18 protein-coding genes are annotated in these 16,868 nt (G+C 66.8%); 6 read left to right on the top strand and 12 right to left on the bottom strand.

Annotated elements, in window-relative coordinates; all coding sequences use genetic code 11:
• The first annotated feature begins 15 nt into the window (after nt 1-15).
• Nucleotides 16-1,278, top strand: coding sequence for a haloacid dehalogenase-like hydrolase (locus tag ACGLHS_RS03555; RefSeq protein ID WP_394476888.1), 1,263 nt, complete (start codon nt 16-18; stop codon nt 1,276-1,278).
• 19 nt (nt 1,279-1,297) lie between these two features.
• On the opposite strand, the gene ACGLHS_RS03550 is transcribed toward ACGLHS_RS03555, so the two are convergent.
• Both ACGLHS_RS03550 and ACGLHS_RS03545 read right to left on the bottom strand, forming a co-directional pair.
• Entirely contained in the window at nt 1,298-1,705 is a 408-nt protein-coding gene (locus ACGLHS_RS03550) for a VOC family protein (protein ID WP_394476886.1), read from the bottom strand.
• Nucleotides 1,706-1,723: 18 nt separating this feature from the next.
• Nucleotides 1,724-2,476: an SDR family NAD(P)-dependent oxidoreductase gene (locus ACGLHS_RS03545; RefSeq protein WP_394476877.1), complete on the bottom strand. Its 753-nt coding sequence runs from the start codon at nt 2,474-2,476 to the stop codon at nt 1,724-1,726.
• Nucleotides 2,477-2,613: 137 nt separating this feature from the next.
• Here ACGLHS_RS03545 and ACGLHS_RS03540 point away from each other — a divergent pair, with 137 nt between their 5' ends.
• Complete coding sequence (locus ACGLHS_RS03540) at nt 2,614-3,501, top strand: AraC family transcriptional regulator N-terminal domain-containing protein (protein ID WP_394476873.1); 888 nt, start codon at nt 2,614-2,616, stop codon at nt 3,499-3,501.
• 28 nt (nt 3,502-3,529) lie between these two features.
• Here ACGLHS_RS03540 and ACGLHS_RS03535 read toward each other — a convergent pair whose 3' ends face one another.
• From ACGLHS_RS03535 to ACGLHS_RS03525, 3 genes are read right to left on the bottom strand one after another with little or no spacing between them, the layout of a single operon-like run.
• Nucleotides 3,530-4,915 (bottom strand): c-type cytochrome, encoded by a 1,386-nt coding sequence (locus tag ACGLHS_RS03535; protein WP_394476871.1) that lies wholly within the window; start codon nt 4,913-4,915, stop codon nt 3,530-3,532.
• A complete protein-coding gene (locus ACGLHS_RS03530) occupies nt 4,912-6,684 on the bottom strand; it encodes a GMC family oxidoreductase (protein WP_394476869.1) in 1,773 nt (590 codons plus the stop codon). Before ACGLHS_RS03530 ends, ACGLHS_RS03535 begins: the two co-directional genes overlap by 4 nt.
• Before the next feature lie 13 nt (nt 6,685-6,697).
• Nucleotides 6,698-7,444: a gluconate 2-dehydrogenase subunit 3 family protein gene (locus ACGLHS_RS03525; protein ID WP_394476867.1), complete on the bottom strand. Its 747-nt coding sequence runs from the start codon at nt 7,442-7,444 to the stop codon at nt 6,698-6,700.
• 162 nt (nt 7,445-7,606) lie between these two features.
• Here ACGLHS_RS03525 and ACGLHS_RS03520 point away from each other — a divergent pair, with 162 nt between their 5' ends.
• Nucleotides 7,607-8,188, top strand: coding sequence for a peroxidase-related enzyme (locus tag ACGLHS_RS03520; protein WP_093237232.1), 582 nt, complete (start codon nt 7,607-7,609; stop codon nt 8,186-8,188).
• A gap of 16 nt (nt 8,189-8,204) precedes the next feature.
• Here the strand turns inward: ACGLHS_RS03520 and ACGLHS_RS03515 are convergent, their stop codons facing one another.
• From ACGLHS_RS03515 to ACGLHS_RS03505, 3 genes are all read right to left on the bottom strand, one after another.
• Nucleotides 8,205-9,956, bottom strand: a complete 1,752-nt coding sequence (locus tag ACGLHS_RS03515; RefSeq protein WP_093237231.1) for a phosphoethanolamine transferase — start codon at nt 9,954-9,956, stop codon at nt 8,205-8,207.
• 70 nt (nt 9,957-10,026) lie between these two features.
• Nucleotides 10,027-10,599, bottom strand: coding sequence for a phosphatase PAP2 family protein (locus ACGLHS_RS03510; RefSeq protein ID WP_394476864.1), 573 nt, complete (start codon nt 10,597-10,599; stop codon nt 10,027-10,029).
• Complete coding sequence (locus tag ACGLHS_RS03505; RefSeq protein WP_093237229.1) at nt 10,586-11,290, bottom strand: phosphatase PAP2 family protein; 705 nt, start codon at nt 11,288-11,290, stop codon at nt 10,586-10,588. Before ACGLHS_RS03505 ends, ACGLHS_RS03510 begins: the two co-directional genes overlap by 14 nt.
• Nucleotides 11,291-11,432: 142 nt before the next feature.
• On the opposite strand from ACGLHS_RS03505, the gene ACGLHS_RS03500 reads away from it, so the two are divergent.
• From ACGLHS_RS03500 to ACGLHS_RS03490, 3 genes are read left to right on the top strand one after another with little or no spacing between them, the layout of a single operon-like run.
• Nucleotides 11,433-12,107, top strand: a complete 675-nt coding sequence (locus ACGLHS_RS03500) for a response regulator (RefSeq protein WP_394476862.1) — start codon at nt 11,433-11,435, stop codon at nt 12,105-12,107.
• Nucleotides 12,104-13,447, top strand: a complete 1,344-nt coding sequence (locus ACGLHS_RS03495) for an ATP-binding protein (RefSeq protein WP_394476860.1) — start codon at nt 12,104-12,106, stop codon at nt 13,445-13,447. The genes ACGLHS_RS03500 and ACGLHS_RS03495 overlap by 4 nt, the downstream gene beginning before the upstream one ends.
• A 17-nt stretch (nt 13,448-13,464) precedes the next feature.
• The gene (locus tag ACGLHS_RS03490) at nt 13,465-13,818 is read left to right on the top strand and encodes a hypothetical protein (RefSeq protein WP_394476858.1); all 354 of its coding nucleotides are present in this window, start codon (nt 13,465-13,467) and stop codon (nt 13,816-13,818) included.
• Here ACGLHS_RS03490 and ACGLHS_RS03485 read toward each other — a convergent pair.
• From ACGLHS_RS03485 to ACGLHS_RS03470, 4 genes are all read right to left on the bottom strand, one after another.
• Entirely contained in the window at nt 13,815-14,516 is a 702-nt protein-coding gene (locus ACGLHS_RS03485) for a M949_RS01915 family surface polysaccharide biosynthesis protein (RefSeq protein WP_394476855.1), read from the bottom strand. The genes ACGLHS_RS03490 and ACGLHS_RS03485 overlap by 4 nt on opposite strands.
• Before the next feature lie 6 nt (nt 14,517-14,522).
• Nucleotides 14,523-14,945: an acyl-CoA thioesterase gene (locus ACGLHS_RS03480; protein WP_394476853.1), complete on the bottom strand. Its 423-nt coding sequence runs from the start codon at nt 14,943-14,945 to the stop codon at nt 14,523-14,525.
• The gene (locus ACGLHS_RS03475) at nt 14,942-15,835 is read right to left on the bottom strand and encodes a DMT family transporter (RefSeq protein ID WP_394478163.1); all 894 of its coding nucleotides are present in this window, start codon (nt 15,833-15,835) and stop codon (nt 14,942-14,944) included. The genes ACGLHS_RS03480 and ACGLHS_RS03475 overlap by 4 nt, the downstream gene beginning before the upstream one ends.
• A gap of 182 nt (nt 15,836-16,017) precedes the next feature.
• The gene (locus ACGLHS_RS03470) at nt 16,018-16,800 is read right to left on the bottom strand and encodes an SDR family oxidoreductase (RefSeq protein ID WP_093237224.1); all 783 of its coding nucleotides are present in this window, start codon (nt 16,798-16,800) and stop codon (nt 16,018-16,020) included.
• Nucleotides 16,801-16,868: the final 68 nt, after the last annotated feature.

Genomic DNA, 16,868 nt, shown 5'->3' with positions numbered 1-16,868 from the left:
CAGGAAAAAACACAAATGCAACGCCGAACCGTCCTTCTCACGCCAATGGCCGCCGCGCTCGTCGCCGCCGGCTGCGCCAGCCTCTCGCCCGCCAAGGGCCTGGCACCCGGCCAATGGGACGCCTTCAACCGCGCGCAGATCGATGGCCTGATCGCCAGCCTCGGCAAGGACAGCGAGGGCTACAACGCCGCCAAGCCGCCCTACGTGGTGTTCGACTGGGACAACACCAGCGTCTTCCTCGACATCGAGGAAGCCTCGCTGATCTACCAGCTCGAGAACCTCGTCTTCGGCGCCACGCCCGCGCAGCTCGAAGTGGCGCTGCGCAAGAACATCCCCAAGAAAGACTTCCTGCCCGCGTACAACAACGCGGCCGGCAAGCCCGTCAACATCGACCGCGTGGTGCCCGACATCGTGGCCAGCTACACTTGGCTCTACCAGAACTACAAGGGCCTGAAGGGCGACCAGTCGCTGGCGGTGGTGGCACTGAGTCCGCATTACTCGGCCTTCACGACCAAGGTGCGCTACCTCTACGAGGCCATCGGCGACACCTTCGACCACGACACCGCCTACCCCTGGGTCACGTACCTCTTCGCCGGCATGACCGAGGCACAGGTGCGCAAGCTCACGGCCGACACCGTGGCATGGCAGCTGAAGGAGCCCATCACCAAGGTCAAGTGGACATCGCCCACTGCGCTGCCCGGCCGTGCCGGCGTGGTCTCGGTGAGCTGGAAGAACGGCCTGCGGCTGCAACCCGAGATGCAGGCGCTGTACGCGGCCTTCCGCAACGCGGGCTTCGACGTGTGGGTGTGTTCGGCATCGTTCGTCGACGTCATCAAGGAGATCTCGTCGAACCCCGCCTTCGGCTACAACAACCCGCCTGAGCGCGTGCTGGCGATGGAACTGGAGCGCGATGCCAATGGCGTGATCCAGCCCGAGTTCCGCCGTGGCTACGACCAGACGCAAGGGCCGGGCAAGACCAAGAACATCCAGCGCTTCCTGGTCACCAAATACGGCTACGGCCCGAGCTTCGTGGCCGGCGACAGTGAGGGCGACCAGAACATGATGGCCGACTTCGCCGACACGAAGAAGGTGCTGATCGTGAACCGCCTGCGTGACCCGAAGACCGACATCGGCAAGTTCTCGGCGCTGGCGGTGCAGAACTACGGCAAGGCCGACACGCGCTACCTGCTGCAGGGGCGCGACGACAACACGGGCGCGTGGGTGCCATCGCAATTGCACACGCCGCTGGGCGCGACGCAGGGCAAGGCGCTGAAGTAACGCCGCCCCCCCGCCCCGGTCAAGGCCGGGGTGGGTGTTGCCAGCTCTTGTAGACGAACTCAAGGCTGTATCCGTCGGGGTCCAGCACATTGGCCGCGTAGTAGCGCGGGTCGTAGTGCAGCCGTGCGCCCGGCGCGCCGTTGTCGGTTGCGCCGGCCGCCATGGCCGCGGCATACGCGGCATCGACCTGCGACGTGTCGGCACCGACAAAGCCGACGTGCGCGGCGCGCCGGTCCGCGCTGCCCTCTTGCAGCCAGAGGAACACGCGCCCGCCCGCGCCGAAGCCCTTCAGGTCCGGGTGGCCCGGCGGGCCGTCCTTGCCGTCGTAGTCGAGCTGGTGACCGATGCCGAGCGGTGCGAGTGCCGCGGTATAGAACGCGACCGAGCGCGCGATGTCGCTGACCGTCAGGAAGATGTGATCGAGCATGTTGTTTGTTCCCTGGTTTCAGATGCTGTAGCCACCCGCGACTTCGATGTTCTGCGCGTTGACCCAGGCATTGTCTTCAGACAGCAAGCTGGCGACAACGCGGCCGACATCGTCGGGCACGCCGATGCGCCCGAGCGCGGTCTGCCCGGCCAAAAGCTCGACGAACGCCGGGCTCTGGTCCAGCGCCTCGCTGGTCATGTCGGTGCGGATCGCACCCGGTGAAACCGAGTTTGCACGAATGCGGCGAGGGCCGAATTCCTTGGCCATGCAACGCGTGAGCACTTCCAGCCCGCCTTTGAACGACGCATAGGGCGCGGTGCCCGCCGTTGCCACGCGGGTCGTCGCGCTGGTCATGTTGATGATCTGGCCGCCATCGGCCATCAACGGCAGCAGCACCTGGGTCAGGAAGAACGGGCCTTTCAGGTGCACGTTCAGCAGGCCGTCGAACTCGGCCTCGGTGACGGTCTCGATCGGGTTGAAGGCGCCGTAGCCTGCGTTGTTGACCAGTGCATTGAAGCGGTCTCGCCCCCACGTCGCCTTCAACGCGGCAGCGACCTTGTCGCGAAAGGCCGAGAAAGACGCCACCTTGCCGACGTCCAGCGCGAGAGCCACCGCCTTGCCGCCCGCCGCCTCGATCTGCCGAACGACTTCTTCGGCACCGGCCGGGTGGCTGTTGTAGGTCAGGATGACGCCCATGCCGCGCCTGGCGGCGTTGATGGCGGCGCTGGCGCCGAGGCCCCGGCTCGCGCCCGTGATGATGACTACGCCCATGTGTTTTCTCCGTCTGCAAAGTGATGGATCAACGATAGGTGGAGAGCGCTGCACGGGCCTGCCCTTTCCTGCCTCGATCCTGCCTATTCCTGCTTTCGCACTTGCAGCACTCTTGGCTTTGGGGTGTGATGCCGACCATGGATGAACAACTGAAAGAGCTTCGGCGGCTGGCATCCGCGAAGGCCAGGAACCGGATGACGGAGACCGGCATTCCCCGCGTGGCGATGGTGCAAGGCAAGATTCCGGAGCACGAGCTGAACGCCGTGTACGACCCGATGGTCAACCTGATCCTGCAGGGCAGCAAGTCGATGACGGTGGGGAGCAAGACCCTTCACTACTCGCCGGCCAGCTACTTCGTGATGTCGGTCGAACTGCCTGCGGTCGGCACGGTGCGGCCCGCGAAAACCGGCGAGCCCTACCTCGCCGTCGCCCTGACGCTGACACCAGCGACGGTCGGCGCCCTGATCGCCGACTTGCCTGAATTTGCCAGCGCCGGGAAGACCAGCGCCGGCTTCTCCGTGGCGTCCATCACCCCGGAACTGATGGATGCGTGGGTTCGCATGCTGCGGCTGATGGAACGCCCCGCGGACATTCCGGCATTGGCGCCGGTGTACGAGCGCGAGATTCTCTACCGCGTTCTGCAGGGCCCGCACGGCGCCATGCTGCGCGACATTGCCTCTCCCGACAGCGCCATCGCACGCGTGACGCTGGCAATCCAGCGGATTCGCCGCGACTTCGCTGAACCCCTGCGGGTCGAGACACTGGCACAAGTGGCGGCCATGAGCGAATCTGCATTCCATCGGCATTTCAAGGCCGTCACGGCCTTGAGTCCGTTGCAGTTCCAGAAACGCGTGCGCCTGTTGCAGGCCCGCACGCTGCTGCGCGTCGGCGGGAAGAGCGTCACCTCGGCCGCCTTCGAGGTCGGCTACGAAAGCCCCACGCAGTTCAGCCGCGAATACGCTCGCGCGTTCGGCCTGCCGCCGGGGCGCGACGCGCAGAAGCTGCTGGCCACGCACGCGCCCTGAACGCGAATGCCCTGCCCGCCAGGAACGCTCAGTTCGCCTTGGCCGCCGCCACCGGCTTCAGCGACTCGCGCACTTTGGCCACCTGCGCGGCCGTGACCGCCTCGCCCTGGTTGCCCCAACTCGAACGCGCAAAGCTCAGCACGCTGGCCACATCGGCGTCGGTCAGGCGCCAGCCGAAGTCGGGCATGGCGATGGGCGATGGCGCCTGCGTGGTGCTCGGCATCGTCGAGCCCGCGAGCACGAGGCGAATCAGCGAGGTCGGGTCTTTCGCATTCACGACGCTGTTGCCCGCGAGCGCGGGAAAGGTCTTGTTGGCGCCCGTGCCGTCCGAGCGGTGGCATGCGTTGCAGTTGTTCAGGTAGACCATTGCACCGCTGTTGCCCTCGACGGTGCCGTTGCGCAGCGCCAGCGCGGTCGGGTGCTGCGGCGCAGCCGCAACCAGCGATGCCTGCGATGGCGCGGGCGGCGCATCAGGCTTGGCCCCGAGTGACTGGAGATAGCTGGCCACGGCCTGCAGGTCTTGCGTCGACATGTGCTGCGTGCTGTTCTGCACCACGTCGACCATCGCGCCGAACGCGGCCGTATGGCCGGTGCGCCCGGTTTGCAGGTACTGCACGATGTCTTCCGATGACCATTGCGCCATGGTCGGCCGGTCGGTGTGGCGCAGCGGCTGCGCGTACCAGCCGTCGATGATCGCGCCCGACAGGAACAGCTCGCCCTTCTTGTCGGTCGCCGCCTTCACACCGCCGAGCATGCTGCGCGGCGTGTGGCAGTCGCCGCAATGGCCCAGGCCCTGCACGAGATAGGCGCCACGGTTCCATTCGGCGCTGCGTGCGGTGTCGGGTTGGTAGACGCCCTTGTCCAGATAGAGCCAGTTCCAGCCCATCATCAGCCCGCGCATGCTGAAGGGCCACGGCAGTTTCGTCGGCGGTGGCTTCTGCGCCACCGGCTGCACGCCGTTGCGGAAGAAGACGAACAGCGCATGCATGTCCTCGTCGTTCACGCGGGCGAAGGAGGTGTACGGCATGGCCGGGTACAGGCGATGGCCGTCCTTGGCGATGCCTTCGCGCAATGCGCGTGCGAACTCCGCCTCGGTGTAGGCGCCGATGCCGGCTTCGGGGTCTGGCGAGATGTTGGTCGAGACGATGGTGCCGAACGGCGTCTTCATCGGCAGGCCGCCGCCGAACGCCGGCTTGCCGGGTGCGGTGTGGCAGCTCACGCAATCACCAGCGCGGGCGAGGTAGCGGCCGTGTTCGAGCACGGGGTCGGTGGTGGCCACAGGCGCAGCTGCGGTGGCCGTGACGGCGACCGCTACGGGCGCCGGCTCCTCCGCCTTCTGCGCGATCGCCCACGCGGCCACGCACAGCAACGCCGCGGCTGCAGCCACGCCCGCGGAAACACGCCGCGCGTTCATGCCAGCGCTCCCGGGTTCTTCAGGTACTGCTCGCGGATCGCCTTGGCCGACCAGTAGGCCAGCGCGCCCACCATGCCGGTCGGGTTGTAGCCGAAGTTCTGCGGGAAGGCGCTCGCGCCCATCACGAACACATTGGGCACGTCCCACACCTGCAGGAAGCGGTTGACGGCGCTGGTCGTGGGGTCGGTGCCCATCGGCGCGCCGCCGGTGTTATGGGTCGACTGGTAGTAGCGCACGTCGTAGTGCGCGCCGGCCTTCTGGAAATTCATCTTCATCTGCTTTGGCCCCATGGCCTTGGCGATCTGCTCTACCTTGGTGCCGATGAACTGGGTCATCGCGAGGTCGTTGGCCTTCCAGTCGAAGGTCATGCGCAGCAGCGGCTGGCCGTGCACGTCCTTGTAGGTCGGGTCCAGGTCGAGGTAGTTGTCGCGGTAGGCCATCACCGAACCCTGGCTGCCGACGCCGGCCTGGTAGATGTAGTTTTCCTTCGCGGCCTTCTTCCAGCCCGCACCCCAGTTCGGCGCGCCCGGCGGCAGGCTCAGCTGCTGGATCGGCCGGCCGCCGGTGTTGATGCAATTGATGCTGGCACCGCCGACAAAGCCCAGCGGGCCGTGGTCGAAGTTGTCGCCGTCGAAGTCGTCGATCACGGTGCCGCTGGCGCCCGCGCCGACGAAGGGGTTCATCGGCTGGTCCTTGTCGAAGAACAGGCTGGCACCGCCGTTGAGCTGGTAGGCGTAGTTGCGCCCGACCACGCCCTGCCCCGTGGCCGGGTCGTACTTCTTGCCGATGTTCGACAGCAGCAGCAGGCGCACGTTGTGGAATTGGTAGGCGCACAGCACGACCAGATCGGCCGGCTGCTCGACCTCGTTGCCTTCGGCGTCGATGTACGAAACGCCGGTGGCGCGCTTGCCGTCGGGCGACATATTCACGCGCAGCACGTGCGACCTGGTGCGCAGCTCGAAGTTGGGCCGCTTCATCAGCACCGGCAGCAGCGTGGTCTGCGGCGATGCCTTCGAGTACATGTAGCAGCCGTAGCGTTCGCAGAAGCCGCAGAAGTTGCAGGGCCCGAGCTGCGCGCCGTGCGGGTTGGTGTAGGCCCGCGAGGCATTGGCCGCAGCCTGCGGAAACGGGTGGTAGCCCAGCTCGCGCGCGGCCTTCTCGAACAGCTTGGCGCTGTTGACCGAGGCCAGTGGCGGCAGCGGAAATTCGTTGGCGCGCGCGCCCTCGAAGGGGTTGCCGCCGGCCTGGATCTGGCCGCGGATGTTGCCGGCCTTGCCCGAGGTGCCGCAGATTTTTTCGAACTGGTCGAAGTGCGGTTCCAGCTCTTCATAGCTCACACCGAAGTCCTGGATGGTCATGCCTTCGGGAATGAACTTCTTGCCGTAGCGCTCTTCGTAGTTGCTGCGAATGCGCAGGTCGCTGGGCAGCGGGCGCCAGTGGTGGCCGTTCCAGTGCACGCCCGCGCCGCCCACGCCGTCGCCGGGCAGAAAAGACGCGAGCTGCCGGTACGGCACCGCCACTTCGGCCGGTGTGTGGCGGATGGTGACGGTCTCGCGCGAGAGGTTCTGGAACAGCTTGCCGCGAATGCCGTAGCTCAGCTCGTCGGTGATGCGCGGGTACGCGAAGTCGGGCTGCGTGTCGCGGTTTTCGCCGCGCTCCAGCGCCAGCACCTTCAGGCCTGCGGCGGTGAGTTCCATGCCCATGATCGCGCCGGTCCAGCCGAAGCCGACCAGCACCGCATCGACACTCGGCTTCTTGATGTTTGCCATGGTGATGCACCCTTCAGCCTTGCGGGCCGGCGATGCTCACCGGCGGCAGGTTGTACTTGACGCCGGGCCGGTCGACCCAGTCGGCGTAGTCGGCGCGCGCCCCCGGAAAACCGATCATCTTCCAGGCGGCGGCGTTCTTGTTGCCACCATGGATCGGGTCGCTGAAGTAGCCCTCTTTGGTGTTCTGCAGCAGGAAGCCGAAGAAGTCGGTGGCGCCCACGCCTTCGAGCACGATGCCACCACCCTCGAGCCCCCGGAGCACCTCGTCCTGCTGCGCCGCGGTGAGCTGCGCGAAAGCCTTGTCGCTGTATTGCTTGCGGCAGTAGGCGTCGGTGGCCGAGATGCCCGCGCGGTACACCTCGCGCGGCGGCATCTTCTTCTGGTAGCCGAACAGCGGCGACACCTCCACGAACGGCCCCTGCATGTACCAGGTGGCGGCATGGCCGAAGGCGCCTTCCATCTGCCGGTCGATGAACTCGGGCACGCCAGCCTCGATGGCGCCGGGGCCGGTGTCGTCGGAAGGAATCAGCCGTGCCACCGCCGCCTGGATGAACGCCCACTCGGCGGCGTTGAAGTAGACCGGTGTGTAGGGTGCGCCGGGCGGGGCTGCCGCAGCGGGGTTGGGTGCCGGGGCGGGCGTGGTGGTTTGTGCCAGCGTCACGCCGGTGATGCCGCCTGCACCGAAGGCCGTGGCGGCGGGCACGATCGCGATGGATCGGCGCAGGAAGCCACGCCGGTCCGCAAAGGACTCGTCTTTCATCGCGTTATGGGCGGGACGGGCCGCCTTGTTGTTGTGCGAACCTTCATCATGGCGGTGATCCCCGCCATGCCGTGTAGGAAAGCGGCTTGCCTATGATGGATTCGCCGCAGCCCCTTTCAGGGGCCTTTCAACACCGCCAGACCGCCAAAACCAGGAGACAAGATGACCGCCGCCCGCTACCCCCTCGCCGAGCTCAAGGACCTGCCCGAAGACATCCGCACCGCCATCCTGGCCGTGCAAGAGAAGGCCGGCTTCGTGCCCAACGTGTTCCTTGGCCTGGCCCGTCGCCCCGCCGAATGGCGCGCCTTCTTCGCGTACCACGATGCGCTGATGCTGAAGGAAGAAGGCTCGCTCACCAAGGGCGACCGCGAGATGATCGTCACGACCACCAGTGCGGCCAACCAGTGCCTGTACTGTGTCGTGGCGCACGGTGCGCTGTTGCGCATCTATGAAAAGAAACCGCTGGTGGCCGATCAGGTGGCGGTGAACTACCGCAAGGCCGACATCACGCCGCGCCAGCGCGCGATGCTCGACTTTGCGATGAAGGTCTGCGACCGCTCGCACGAGATCGACGACAGCGACTTCCCGCCGCTGCACGCCCACGGCTTCGACGACGAAGACATCTGGGACATCGCGGCCATCACCGCCTTCTTCGGCCTGAGCAACCGCCTCGCCAGCTTCAGCGGCATGCAGCCGAACAACGAGTTCTTCCTCATGGGGCGGCTGCCCCGCGAGAAGAAGTAGGCAGCAAGCCCCGCTTTCAGCCCTTGCCGCGGCAGGAGGCCAGCGCGTCGAGGGCGGGCTTGTAGGTGGGCGTGCTCACGTCCATCACGCCGAGCACCGTGTGATAGAGGTTGTCGTGCGTGAGCGGTGCGTCGAGCCCCGCTTCCATGCACGACTTCGAGAGCTTGCGGCGCTCGGCCATGCCTTCGCTGAACCACGTGACCATGGGCACATGCTTTTGCGCATCGGGCGCAAAGCTGTAGGGCACGCCGTGCAGGAACAGGCCGTACTCGCCAAGCGACTCGCCGTGGTCGCTCACGTAGAGCATCGCCGGGTCGTACTGCTTCGACTGCGACTTGAGCCAGTCGATGGTCTGGCCCAGGAAGTGGTCGGTCTGCGCGATCGAGTTGTCGTAGACGTTCATCAGCTCGGCATGGCCGCACTCGGCCAGCGCGTTGGTCTTGCACTCGGGCGTGAAGCGCTTCAGCTCCGGCGCGGAGCGCTTGTAGTAGGCCGGGCCATGGCTGCCCATCTGGTGCATCACCAGCACGATGCCCTTGGCGCGGCGCTCGGCCGGCAGTGCAGCGATGCGCTCGTCGAGCCCCTTGAGCATCACGTCGTCGAGACATTCGTCGCCATCGCACAGCGCCTTCTTGGTGTCGGCATCGAGGTTGGCGAAGGCCGAGGCATTGGGAATGCGCTCGCACACGCCCTTGCAGCCGGCCTGGTTGTCGAGCCAGAACACGGCAAGGCCCGCGGCCTGCAGCACGTCGACGAGGTTCTCGTAGTCGTCCTTGCGCGATTCGTAGCCTTCCTTGCCCAGCGGCGAGAACATGCACGGCACCGAGGCCAGCGTGTTGGTGCCGCAGGAGCGCACTTCGCGGTAGCTCAGCACGCCGCGCTTGGCCAGCTCGGGCGTGGTGTCGCGGGCGTAGCCGTTGAGGGCGAAGTGGTCGGCGCGCGCCGTTTCGCCCACCACCACCACGAACAGCGGCGGCCGCGTCTGCGACGCATAGCTGGTGCCCAGCGCCGTGCCGGCGGTGATGGGAATGAGCTTGCCGCTGTGCTTGAACATCGGCTTGATGAACACGGAGGCCGTCGAATACAGGCTCGCGATCGGGTTCATCATGTAGCGCAGGTGCACGTTGTTGCGCATCAGCGGCGCGAGCTGCCGGTTCATCGACACGATGGTGACCAGTGCCACGACCACGGCCAGCAACAGCAGCGCCATGTTGCGCCAGAGCTTCGAGAAGATCCGCTGCGGCGCGATACGCACCCGCCACAACGCCCACCCCGCAGGCAGCGTCACCACGAGCACGTTGAAGGCCATGCGCCAGCTCATCAGGTCGCGTGCCTCGTTCGGGTCGGTCTGCAGCGCGTTGGCGATCATGCTCGGGTCCATCACCACGCGGTACGCGAGCATGTAGTGCTGCACCACGGCCGCCAGCACGACCACGAGGAACCACAGCGGCTTCAGCCAGCGCGACCACGCCGTGAACGAAAGAATGGCCACCGAGCCGCACAGCGTGAGCAGGCTCATCGCGATGATGGTGGGCAGGTAGGTGCTGGGCGCGCCGCCGATGCGGGCCAGCTCGTTCCACAACGGCCAGTTGGCCGTCAGGACGAGATAGAGGCTGAGCCACAGGATGACGGACTGCAAGGACCGTGGCCGGTCGAGCCACTGGTTCAGGCGCGTCCAGGGCGCACGGGGCGTGGGGGAATTCAGCGGGTCGGGCTCGGAGAAGTTTCCTTGCGGGACGGGTACCGGATCAATGCGCAAAACAGACATCCAACTAATGTAGGAACGGTGGCTGAAAACAGCCTGAATCACCCGTTCGTTGCAGGTTCATTCGAAGCGTTCAGGCACGCCTGACGCGGGAGGACCACCGGCGAACCAGTGGGCTTTTGCTGATGGTGAACGCCAGCGGGCGGCTGATCCCGCGATCGACCGCGAACGACACCAGCGCACCGAGCGCCGCTGCCGCGAGCACATCGGACGGAAAGTGCAGCCCCAGGAACACGCGGCTCCATGCCACCATCGCGGCCACCGCCAGGGCCACCACCACCGGCGTGCGCCAGGGCAGGTACCAGAGCGAGAAGGCCGCGGCGAAGGTGCCGGCCGCATGCATGCTCGGAAAGCCCGGGCGCAGGCCCTGCGGCACCCATTGGATGCCCAGGCCGTAGAAACCGGGCCGCTGGACCGGGAACAGCGCACGGACGCCGTTCACGATCAGCCAGACCAGCACCACGCTGACCAGCGCCGTGAAGAAGACGCGGCGCCAGCGGCGGTCGAGCAACGCCCCGATGCCTGTGGCCACCGCCAGCAGCGCAGGCAGAACGTCGGAGGCAAAGCGGGCGAAGCTCAAGCTCCACGCGGGCACCGACCGGCCCGCGTTGATCAGCCCGAACAGTGCGACGTCAAGATCCTGCATGGGCGGGCACGACCGGCTTCAGGGTTTGTGGGTTGAACCGCGTCACCGCCACATCGATGGCAAAGCCCACGACCCAGCAGACCCAGGCCGTCCAGAGGGTGTGGCTCATGTAGTGGGCGCCGCGCATCTGCTGCGTCACGCCCAGTGCCAGGCCCAGCACCAGGACCACGCCGAGCCAGATCGCTGCCGCGCGGGGCGACACCCGGCGCAATACGAAGAAGCCCGCCAGATAGGCAAAGGCCGACGATGCATGGCCGGCCGGAAAGCACCCGCCCGGGCCGCCGTCGCCGACGCCCCACGCCCAGTGCGACACATAGCGCGCCACGCCGCCGAACTCCTTCAGGTCCCAGGGGCAACTGGTCTGGCTGGCCTGCTTGAGCAGGCTGACGGCAAGCGCCGAGGCCAGCACCGCCAGCGCCAGTTGCGCCCGGCGGCCCCGCGTCAGGCGGCGCAGGACGCCGAAGGGCCAGCGGATCGCGACGAACAGCACGACCATGGCGATCCAGCTCAGGTTGCGGGCGCCTTCGTGCATGACGTGGACCAGGAACGGGTTCTCCCGCCAGGGGAAACCATAGGGCGTGCCGGCCAGGCGCGCCAACGGCAGATCCCAACCCAGAGCGTCCCAACCCATCAGCGCAGCCAATGCGAGCAGGGTCAGAACCCCCAGGCGAAAATTCGGGAAACGTGTCATTGAACCAAGGCGGGACGGGAAAACAGCCGCAAGCCTAAGTTCACCGAATGAACCCAGCCTGAAGAATCTGAACGCAATCTGACAATATAGCTGGCGGCAATTCGACAGCGCTAGACTTCTTTTTTTGCAAAAGGGACATTGCGTGCGGATATTGCTGGTCGAAGACGACACCTCCCTCGCGGACGCGGTGTGCAGCTACCTGCTCGCCAAGGCGTTCGTGGTCGACGTGGCACCCAGCCTGGCCGACGCGCGCGGCGCCCTGCTTTCGGTCCAGTATGCGGCCGTGCTTCTCGACCTTCACCTGGGCGACGGCGACGGCCTTTCGCTGCTGCCGCAGGTGCGCGCCCTGCCCGAGCGCCCCATCGTCATCGTGCTGACCGCGCGCGACCAGGTCACCGACCGCATCCGCGGGCTCGACGCCGGCGCCGACGACTACCTCATCAAGCCCTACGACCCGGCCGAACTGCTGGCGCGCCTGCGCGCGGTCGAACGCCGGCGTAGCGCCAACAGTTCGCCGGTGCTCCAGCTCGGCACGCTCGAGATCGACCTGGCCCACGACATGGTGCGCAAGAACGGCGCGCCCATCACCCTGACCCAGAAGGAATGGGCGCTGCTGCGCGTCATGGCTACCCGGCCCGAGCGCATCCACACCCGCGAGAACCTGGCCGACGCGCTCTACGGCTTCGGCGACGAAGCCGACAGCAACACGCTCGAAGTCTTCATCAGCCGCCTGCGGCGCAAGCTCGGGCGCAGCAACATCCAGACGCTGCGCGGCCTGGGCTACCGCCTGTCGTTCTCCACGGACGAGGACGAATGAGGGCCACGCCCGGGCGCGACTCGCTGGCCGGGCGCCTGACCCGCACGCTGATCATGTGGGTCGGCGGCGTCTGGCTGCTGTGCGTGTTCGCCGTGGTCTGGTACGTGGACCGCGAGATCAACCACAACTTCGACAACGAGCTGGTCGAGGTGTCGCACCGCATGTTCGACACGGCCGTGCAGGAACTCGACCGGCTGCAGCACACCCACGACAACCCACCCGCCGCGCCGCTGATCGCGCCCAAGCAGCTGTTCTCGGAAGACGCGGTCATGTACCAGATCGAGGACCTTCACGAGCACGTGCTGCTGCGCTCGGCCGAAGCCCCCGTCGATGCCTTCGACGTGCCGCTGGCGACCGGCTTCGCCAACAACCAGACCTGGCGCATCTACACCGTGCGGCACCCCACGCTGGGCCTGTACTTCCAGGTGGCCGACCCGCTCGACGAACGCCGCCGGGCGCTGAACCGCACGCTGTTCGGGCTGATCATTCCGCTGGGCGCCGTGCTGCCGCTGCTGGCGCTGGTGCTGCGCAACGTCGCGCGCGCCGAACTGCGCGTGCTGCAGCAGCTCGCGGGCGAAATCGCAAAGCGCAACGGCGCCGACCTGCGTCCCATCACCCTGCCGGGCCTGCCGCTGGAGCTGCGCTCGGTGGGCGACCACGTCAACCGGCTGCTGGAGCGCCTGTCGCAATCGCTCGACGTCGAGCGTGCGCTCGCGGCCAATGCGGCGCACGAACTTCGCACGCCCCTGGCCGCGGCACGCCTGCGACTGCAGACCGCGCTGGAGCACGACCTGCAGCGCAACGACGTGCAGGCCGCGCTCGATGCGCTGCAGATGCTGAGCCACCGCGCCGAAAAGCTGCTGCAGCTTTCGCGCGCGGAATCGGGTGCGTCGCTGGCCCGCGCGCGGGTCGACCTGGTCCAGCTCGCGGGCACCGTGGTGCAGGAGTTCTGGCAAGACCCTCGAACCAACGAGCGCTTGTCGCTCAAGGTGCCCGACAGCGCGGCGCCGGTGGCGCTGGGCGACGTCGACGCGCTGGCGATCGCGCTGCGCAACCTGGTGGAAAACGCCCTGCGCTACGGCGGCGACCGCGTGCAGATCGAGGTGATGGCGCCCTGCACGCTCGCCGTGCGCGACACCGGCGCGGGCGTCGATGCCGAGCAGCTGCAAAAACTGCGGCAGCGCCACGTGCGGCATGGCTCCGACCGTACGGGCTATGGGCTCGGCCTGTCGATCGTGGGCACCATCGCCGAGAAGCACGAGGCCAAGCTCGAACTCGCTTCGCCACCGCCGGGCGCGGCGCATGGGTTCGAGGCGCGGATCGTGTTGCGGCCCGCTTGAGACAAGGAATGTCCGCGATGAAGTGGAAAAACTGGTGTCTGAGCGCCTTCGCGGTGGCCTGCATCGTGACAGCCGCATACGAGGTGCTGTTCTTCTGGTACGAGGTCGAAGCGAGCAGGAGCACGGTCCTGATGTCGAACTTCGTGACCATCTTTTTTCTGGTTCTCTGGCTGGATGCCGACAGCAAGGAGCATCCAGGCATCTACAGACCCTACGAATACAACCAACTGCTGATCTTTCTCTGGCTGCCTTACCTGCCTTACTACCTGTGGCGCACGAGGGGAGCCCTCGGGCTTCTCTTCTTTGGCGCAATCCTGGGGCTCTACTTCGCGGGGACTTTTGCCGAGTTGGCATTGACCTACTTGCTCTAACGCCCGGAAACCTCTCTCTTCGGCACAAAATCGTAGGAGTTGTCGAAGCCGAATTGCCCGGCCTTGTACATGGCCGCCATCTTCCTGACGAGGTGCTGCCGCGCCACCTTCGGCAACGCAAAGTAGTTGCTGTTGGCGGTGGTCTTGCGGTCGCCATCCAGGTCGCCGGTGATCGCGTGAATGGTCGCCTTCCTGCCCCGATGGAAGGTGACGATCTTGATGCCGCCCGAGAAGTCGTCGGTGCTGATGCTGTCGGTATCGACGAGGGGGTAGAAGCGGTACACGAGGATGGGGTCGACCAGCCCGTCGCCGTCGATGTCGCTCAACTCGATGAGCTTGGAGCGGAAGTTGATGCCCCCGTCGTCCTTGCCCGCGAAGTCGCGAATCGCCCATTGACGCGTCAGCACCTTGTCGCCGTCCACCTTGTAGAGCGCCGCCTGAAGGGTGGACGACAGTTGCTCCGAGTGAAACGGCCGGTCCTGTTTTTCGCCGAGCAGCAGCGCGTAGCTGCCGGACTTGTCGGTGTAGCAATAGCGCTTGAACACGGGGAGTTCGAAGCCCGCTGCCTTCAGTGCTTCGGCGCCGAGGTACGGCGCGTTGGCGGGGCACTCGTTCTTGCCGGCCTCCGCGGTCTGCGCGCTGCTCCCCGCGGCCAGCAGCGAGAGGGATGCGAACGCGAGGATCTTCTTCAGCTTCATTGCGCGCTACTCGCTCACCACCGCGCGCAGCCAGTCGGGCAACGGCAGCGCCTTCTGCTTCGGAAAGTCGACCCAGATGGTGGTGGCGCCGCCCGCCGCGCAGATCACCTCGGGCGCTTCGGCGCGCGCCATCGTGGCCCAGCTCTCGAAGGTGGTGCGGCCCGGGTCGCTCACGTACATCTTGAGCAGCACGTCGCCCGGGTATTCGAGCTGGCGATAGAAGTTGCAGAAGGCGTTGACGATCACCATGCCCTCGCCGCCCGGCTTGGGCTCGATGCCGAGCGAGCGGACCCAGTCGATGCGCGCGGTTTCGAGGTAGCGGAAGTAGGTGCCGTTGTTCAGGTGGCCCATGGCGTCCATGTCGCCCCAGCGGATGGGGATCGACATTTCAAACACGAACTTCTTCTTTTCGGGGATTTCGATTCTCATCGGTGCGCCTTGATGGATGCCAGGATGCCCAGGACGAACAACAGCGCCGCGACCCACTCGGTGGCCTGCGGCCAGCGGCCGTCCCAGATGAAGGAATAGAGCAAGGCGAACAGCGTTTCGCTCACGATCAGCTGGCCGCACAGGCTGGCGGACAAGCGCTGGCTTGCCACGTTCCAGAGGATGGTGGCCAGCCACGACGAGCCGAAGCCGCTGGCGAGCGCGATCCAGATGAAGAGCATGCCGTCGGGCTGTGTCCGCAGCGTGGCCACGTTGCTGCCCGCGACCGCCCACAGCAGCAAGGCGCCCAGGCCGGTCGCGATGCCGAGCCAGTTGGCCCAGTCGGCGGCATTGAGTTCGGTGTGCCGCTGCAGCCAGGCGGCGTTGAGCAGGCCATACACGGTCCAGCTCGCCATGGCGGCCAGCGCCAGCGCGATGCCCCAGCCGAAGCGCGCACCGCTGCCTGTGCCGTCCGCGCCATGCTGCGCCGACCAGGCGCCCCAGATCATCAGCGCGATGCCGGCGCCGGTCAGCACCAGCCCCGGCAGCAGCGCCCGCATGCGCAGGCCCGCGGGCCGGCCGAGCAGCATCATCCAGACGGGGATCGTGCCGATGATGAGGCTGGGCACCTCGGTGCCCGCCGCCTCGATGCCGAAGGCCAGCAGCAGGTAGTAGCCGCTGAAGCCCAGCACGCTGAGCCCGAGCGCCGCAAGCGCCTGTCGCCCGTTCGGCCAACGAACGGCAGCCGGCCGCCCGAACACCGCCAGCGCGGAGACGGCGCCGAACACGGCAAAGCGTGCGGCCGTGATGTCCACCATGCCGAAGTGGCCCACCATGCGCGGCGCCACGAAGGTCAGGCCCCAGAGCGCGCCCGCAGCCAGGCCGGCGGCAATGCCGATCCAGGCTCGCGGGCTCACAGGGTATGAATGAATCTGGCGTGGCCGAGCAGCCCGCCCAGGCGCGCCCAATCAAGGCGCAAAGCGCAGCCATGGCTCGGGCCATGGCGAGCATTTGCAACGCCGAGTGGGCGTGTCTGAACGGGATGAGCGGGCATGGCGGGTTCGTTCATACCTTGTCAGAGCGCGAACCCGTCGTCGGCCGCGATGACGGCGCCATTCACGAAGTGGCTCTGACCGCTGGCCAGCAGCACGATCAGCCCGTCGAGGTCTTCCGGCTTGCCCACGCGCTTGCGCGGCAGCATGTTCACCAGCTTGGCGCCGCCTTCAGTGGCCCAGTGCTCCTCGTTCAGCTCGGTCGTGATGTAGCCCGGGCACAGCGCATTCACGTTGATGCCGAAGCGGCCCCATTCGAGCGCCATGGCCTTGGTCATCTGCACCACGGCGATCTTGCTCATGCAATAGGTGCCGATCTGCGGCATGACCTTGAGCGCCGCCGCCGAGGCGATGTTGATGATGCGCCCGCCGATGTAGGTGCCCGGCGCCGTGCCCTTCGCGCGGGCCAGCATGCGCTTGCCCACTTCCTGCGCGACGAAGAACGAGCCCTTCACGTTGGTGTCGAAGATGTAGTCGTAGTCGTCGGGCGTCACGTCCTGCAGGCGCTGCGTGGTGCTCACGCCCGAGTTGTTGACCAGGATGTCGATGGGGCCGACTTCGGTTTCGGCGCGCGCCACGGCCGCCTTGATGCTGCCGATGTCGGTCACGTCGAGCTCGACCACGTGGGCATCGCCGCCCTCGCCTTCGATGCGCGCGCGCAGTTCCTTGAGCTTCTCGACGCGGCGGCTTGCCAGCACCACCGCGGCGCCGGCGCGGGCCAGCGTTTTTGCGAACTGGGCACCCAGGCCACTGGAGGCGCCGGTGACGAAGGCCACGCGGCCGGAGAGATCGATGCTGTAAGCCATGAACTGAATCCTGTGGAGTCGCGCAGGTGACGCGGAGAAGCCCCGTCCACGAGTGACACGGATCGCCC

The sequence above is a fragment of the Variovorax sp. VaC1 genome (assembly GCF_043658315.1).
Lineage (GTDB): Bacteria > Pseudomonadota > Gammaproteobacteria > Burkholderiales > Burkholderiaceae_C > Variovorax.
Note: the sequence above shows the minus strand (reverse complement) of the source record. Positions and strands in the feature narration are given on the sequence as shown.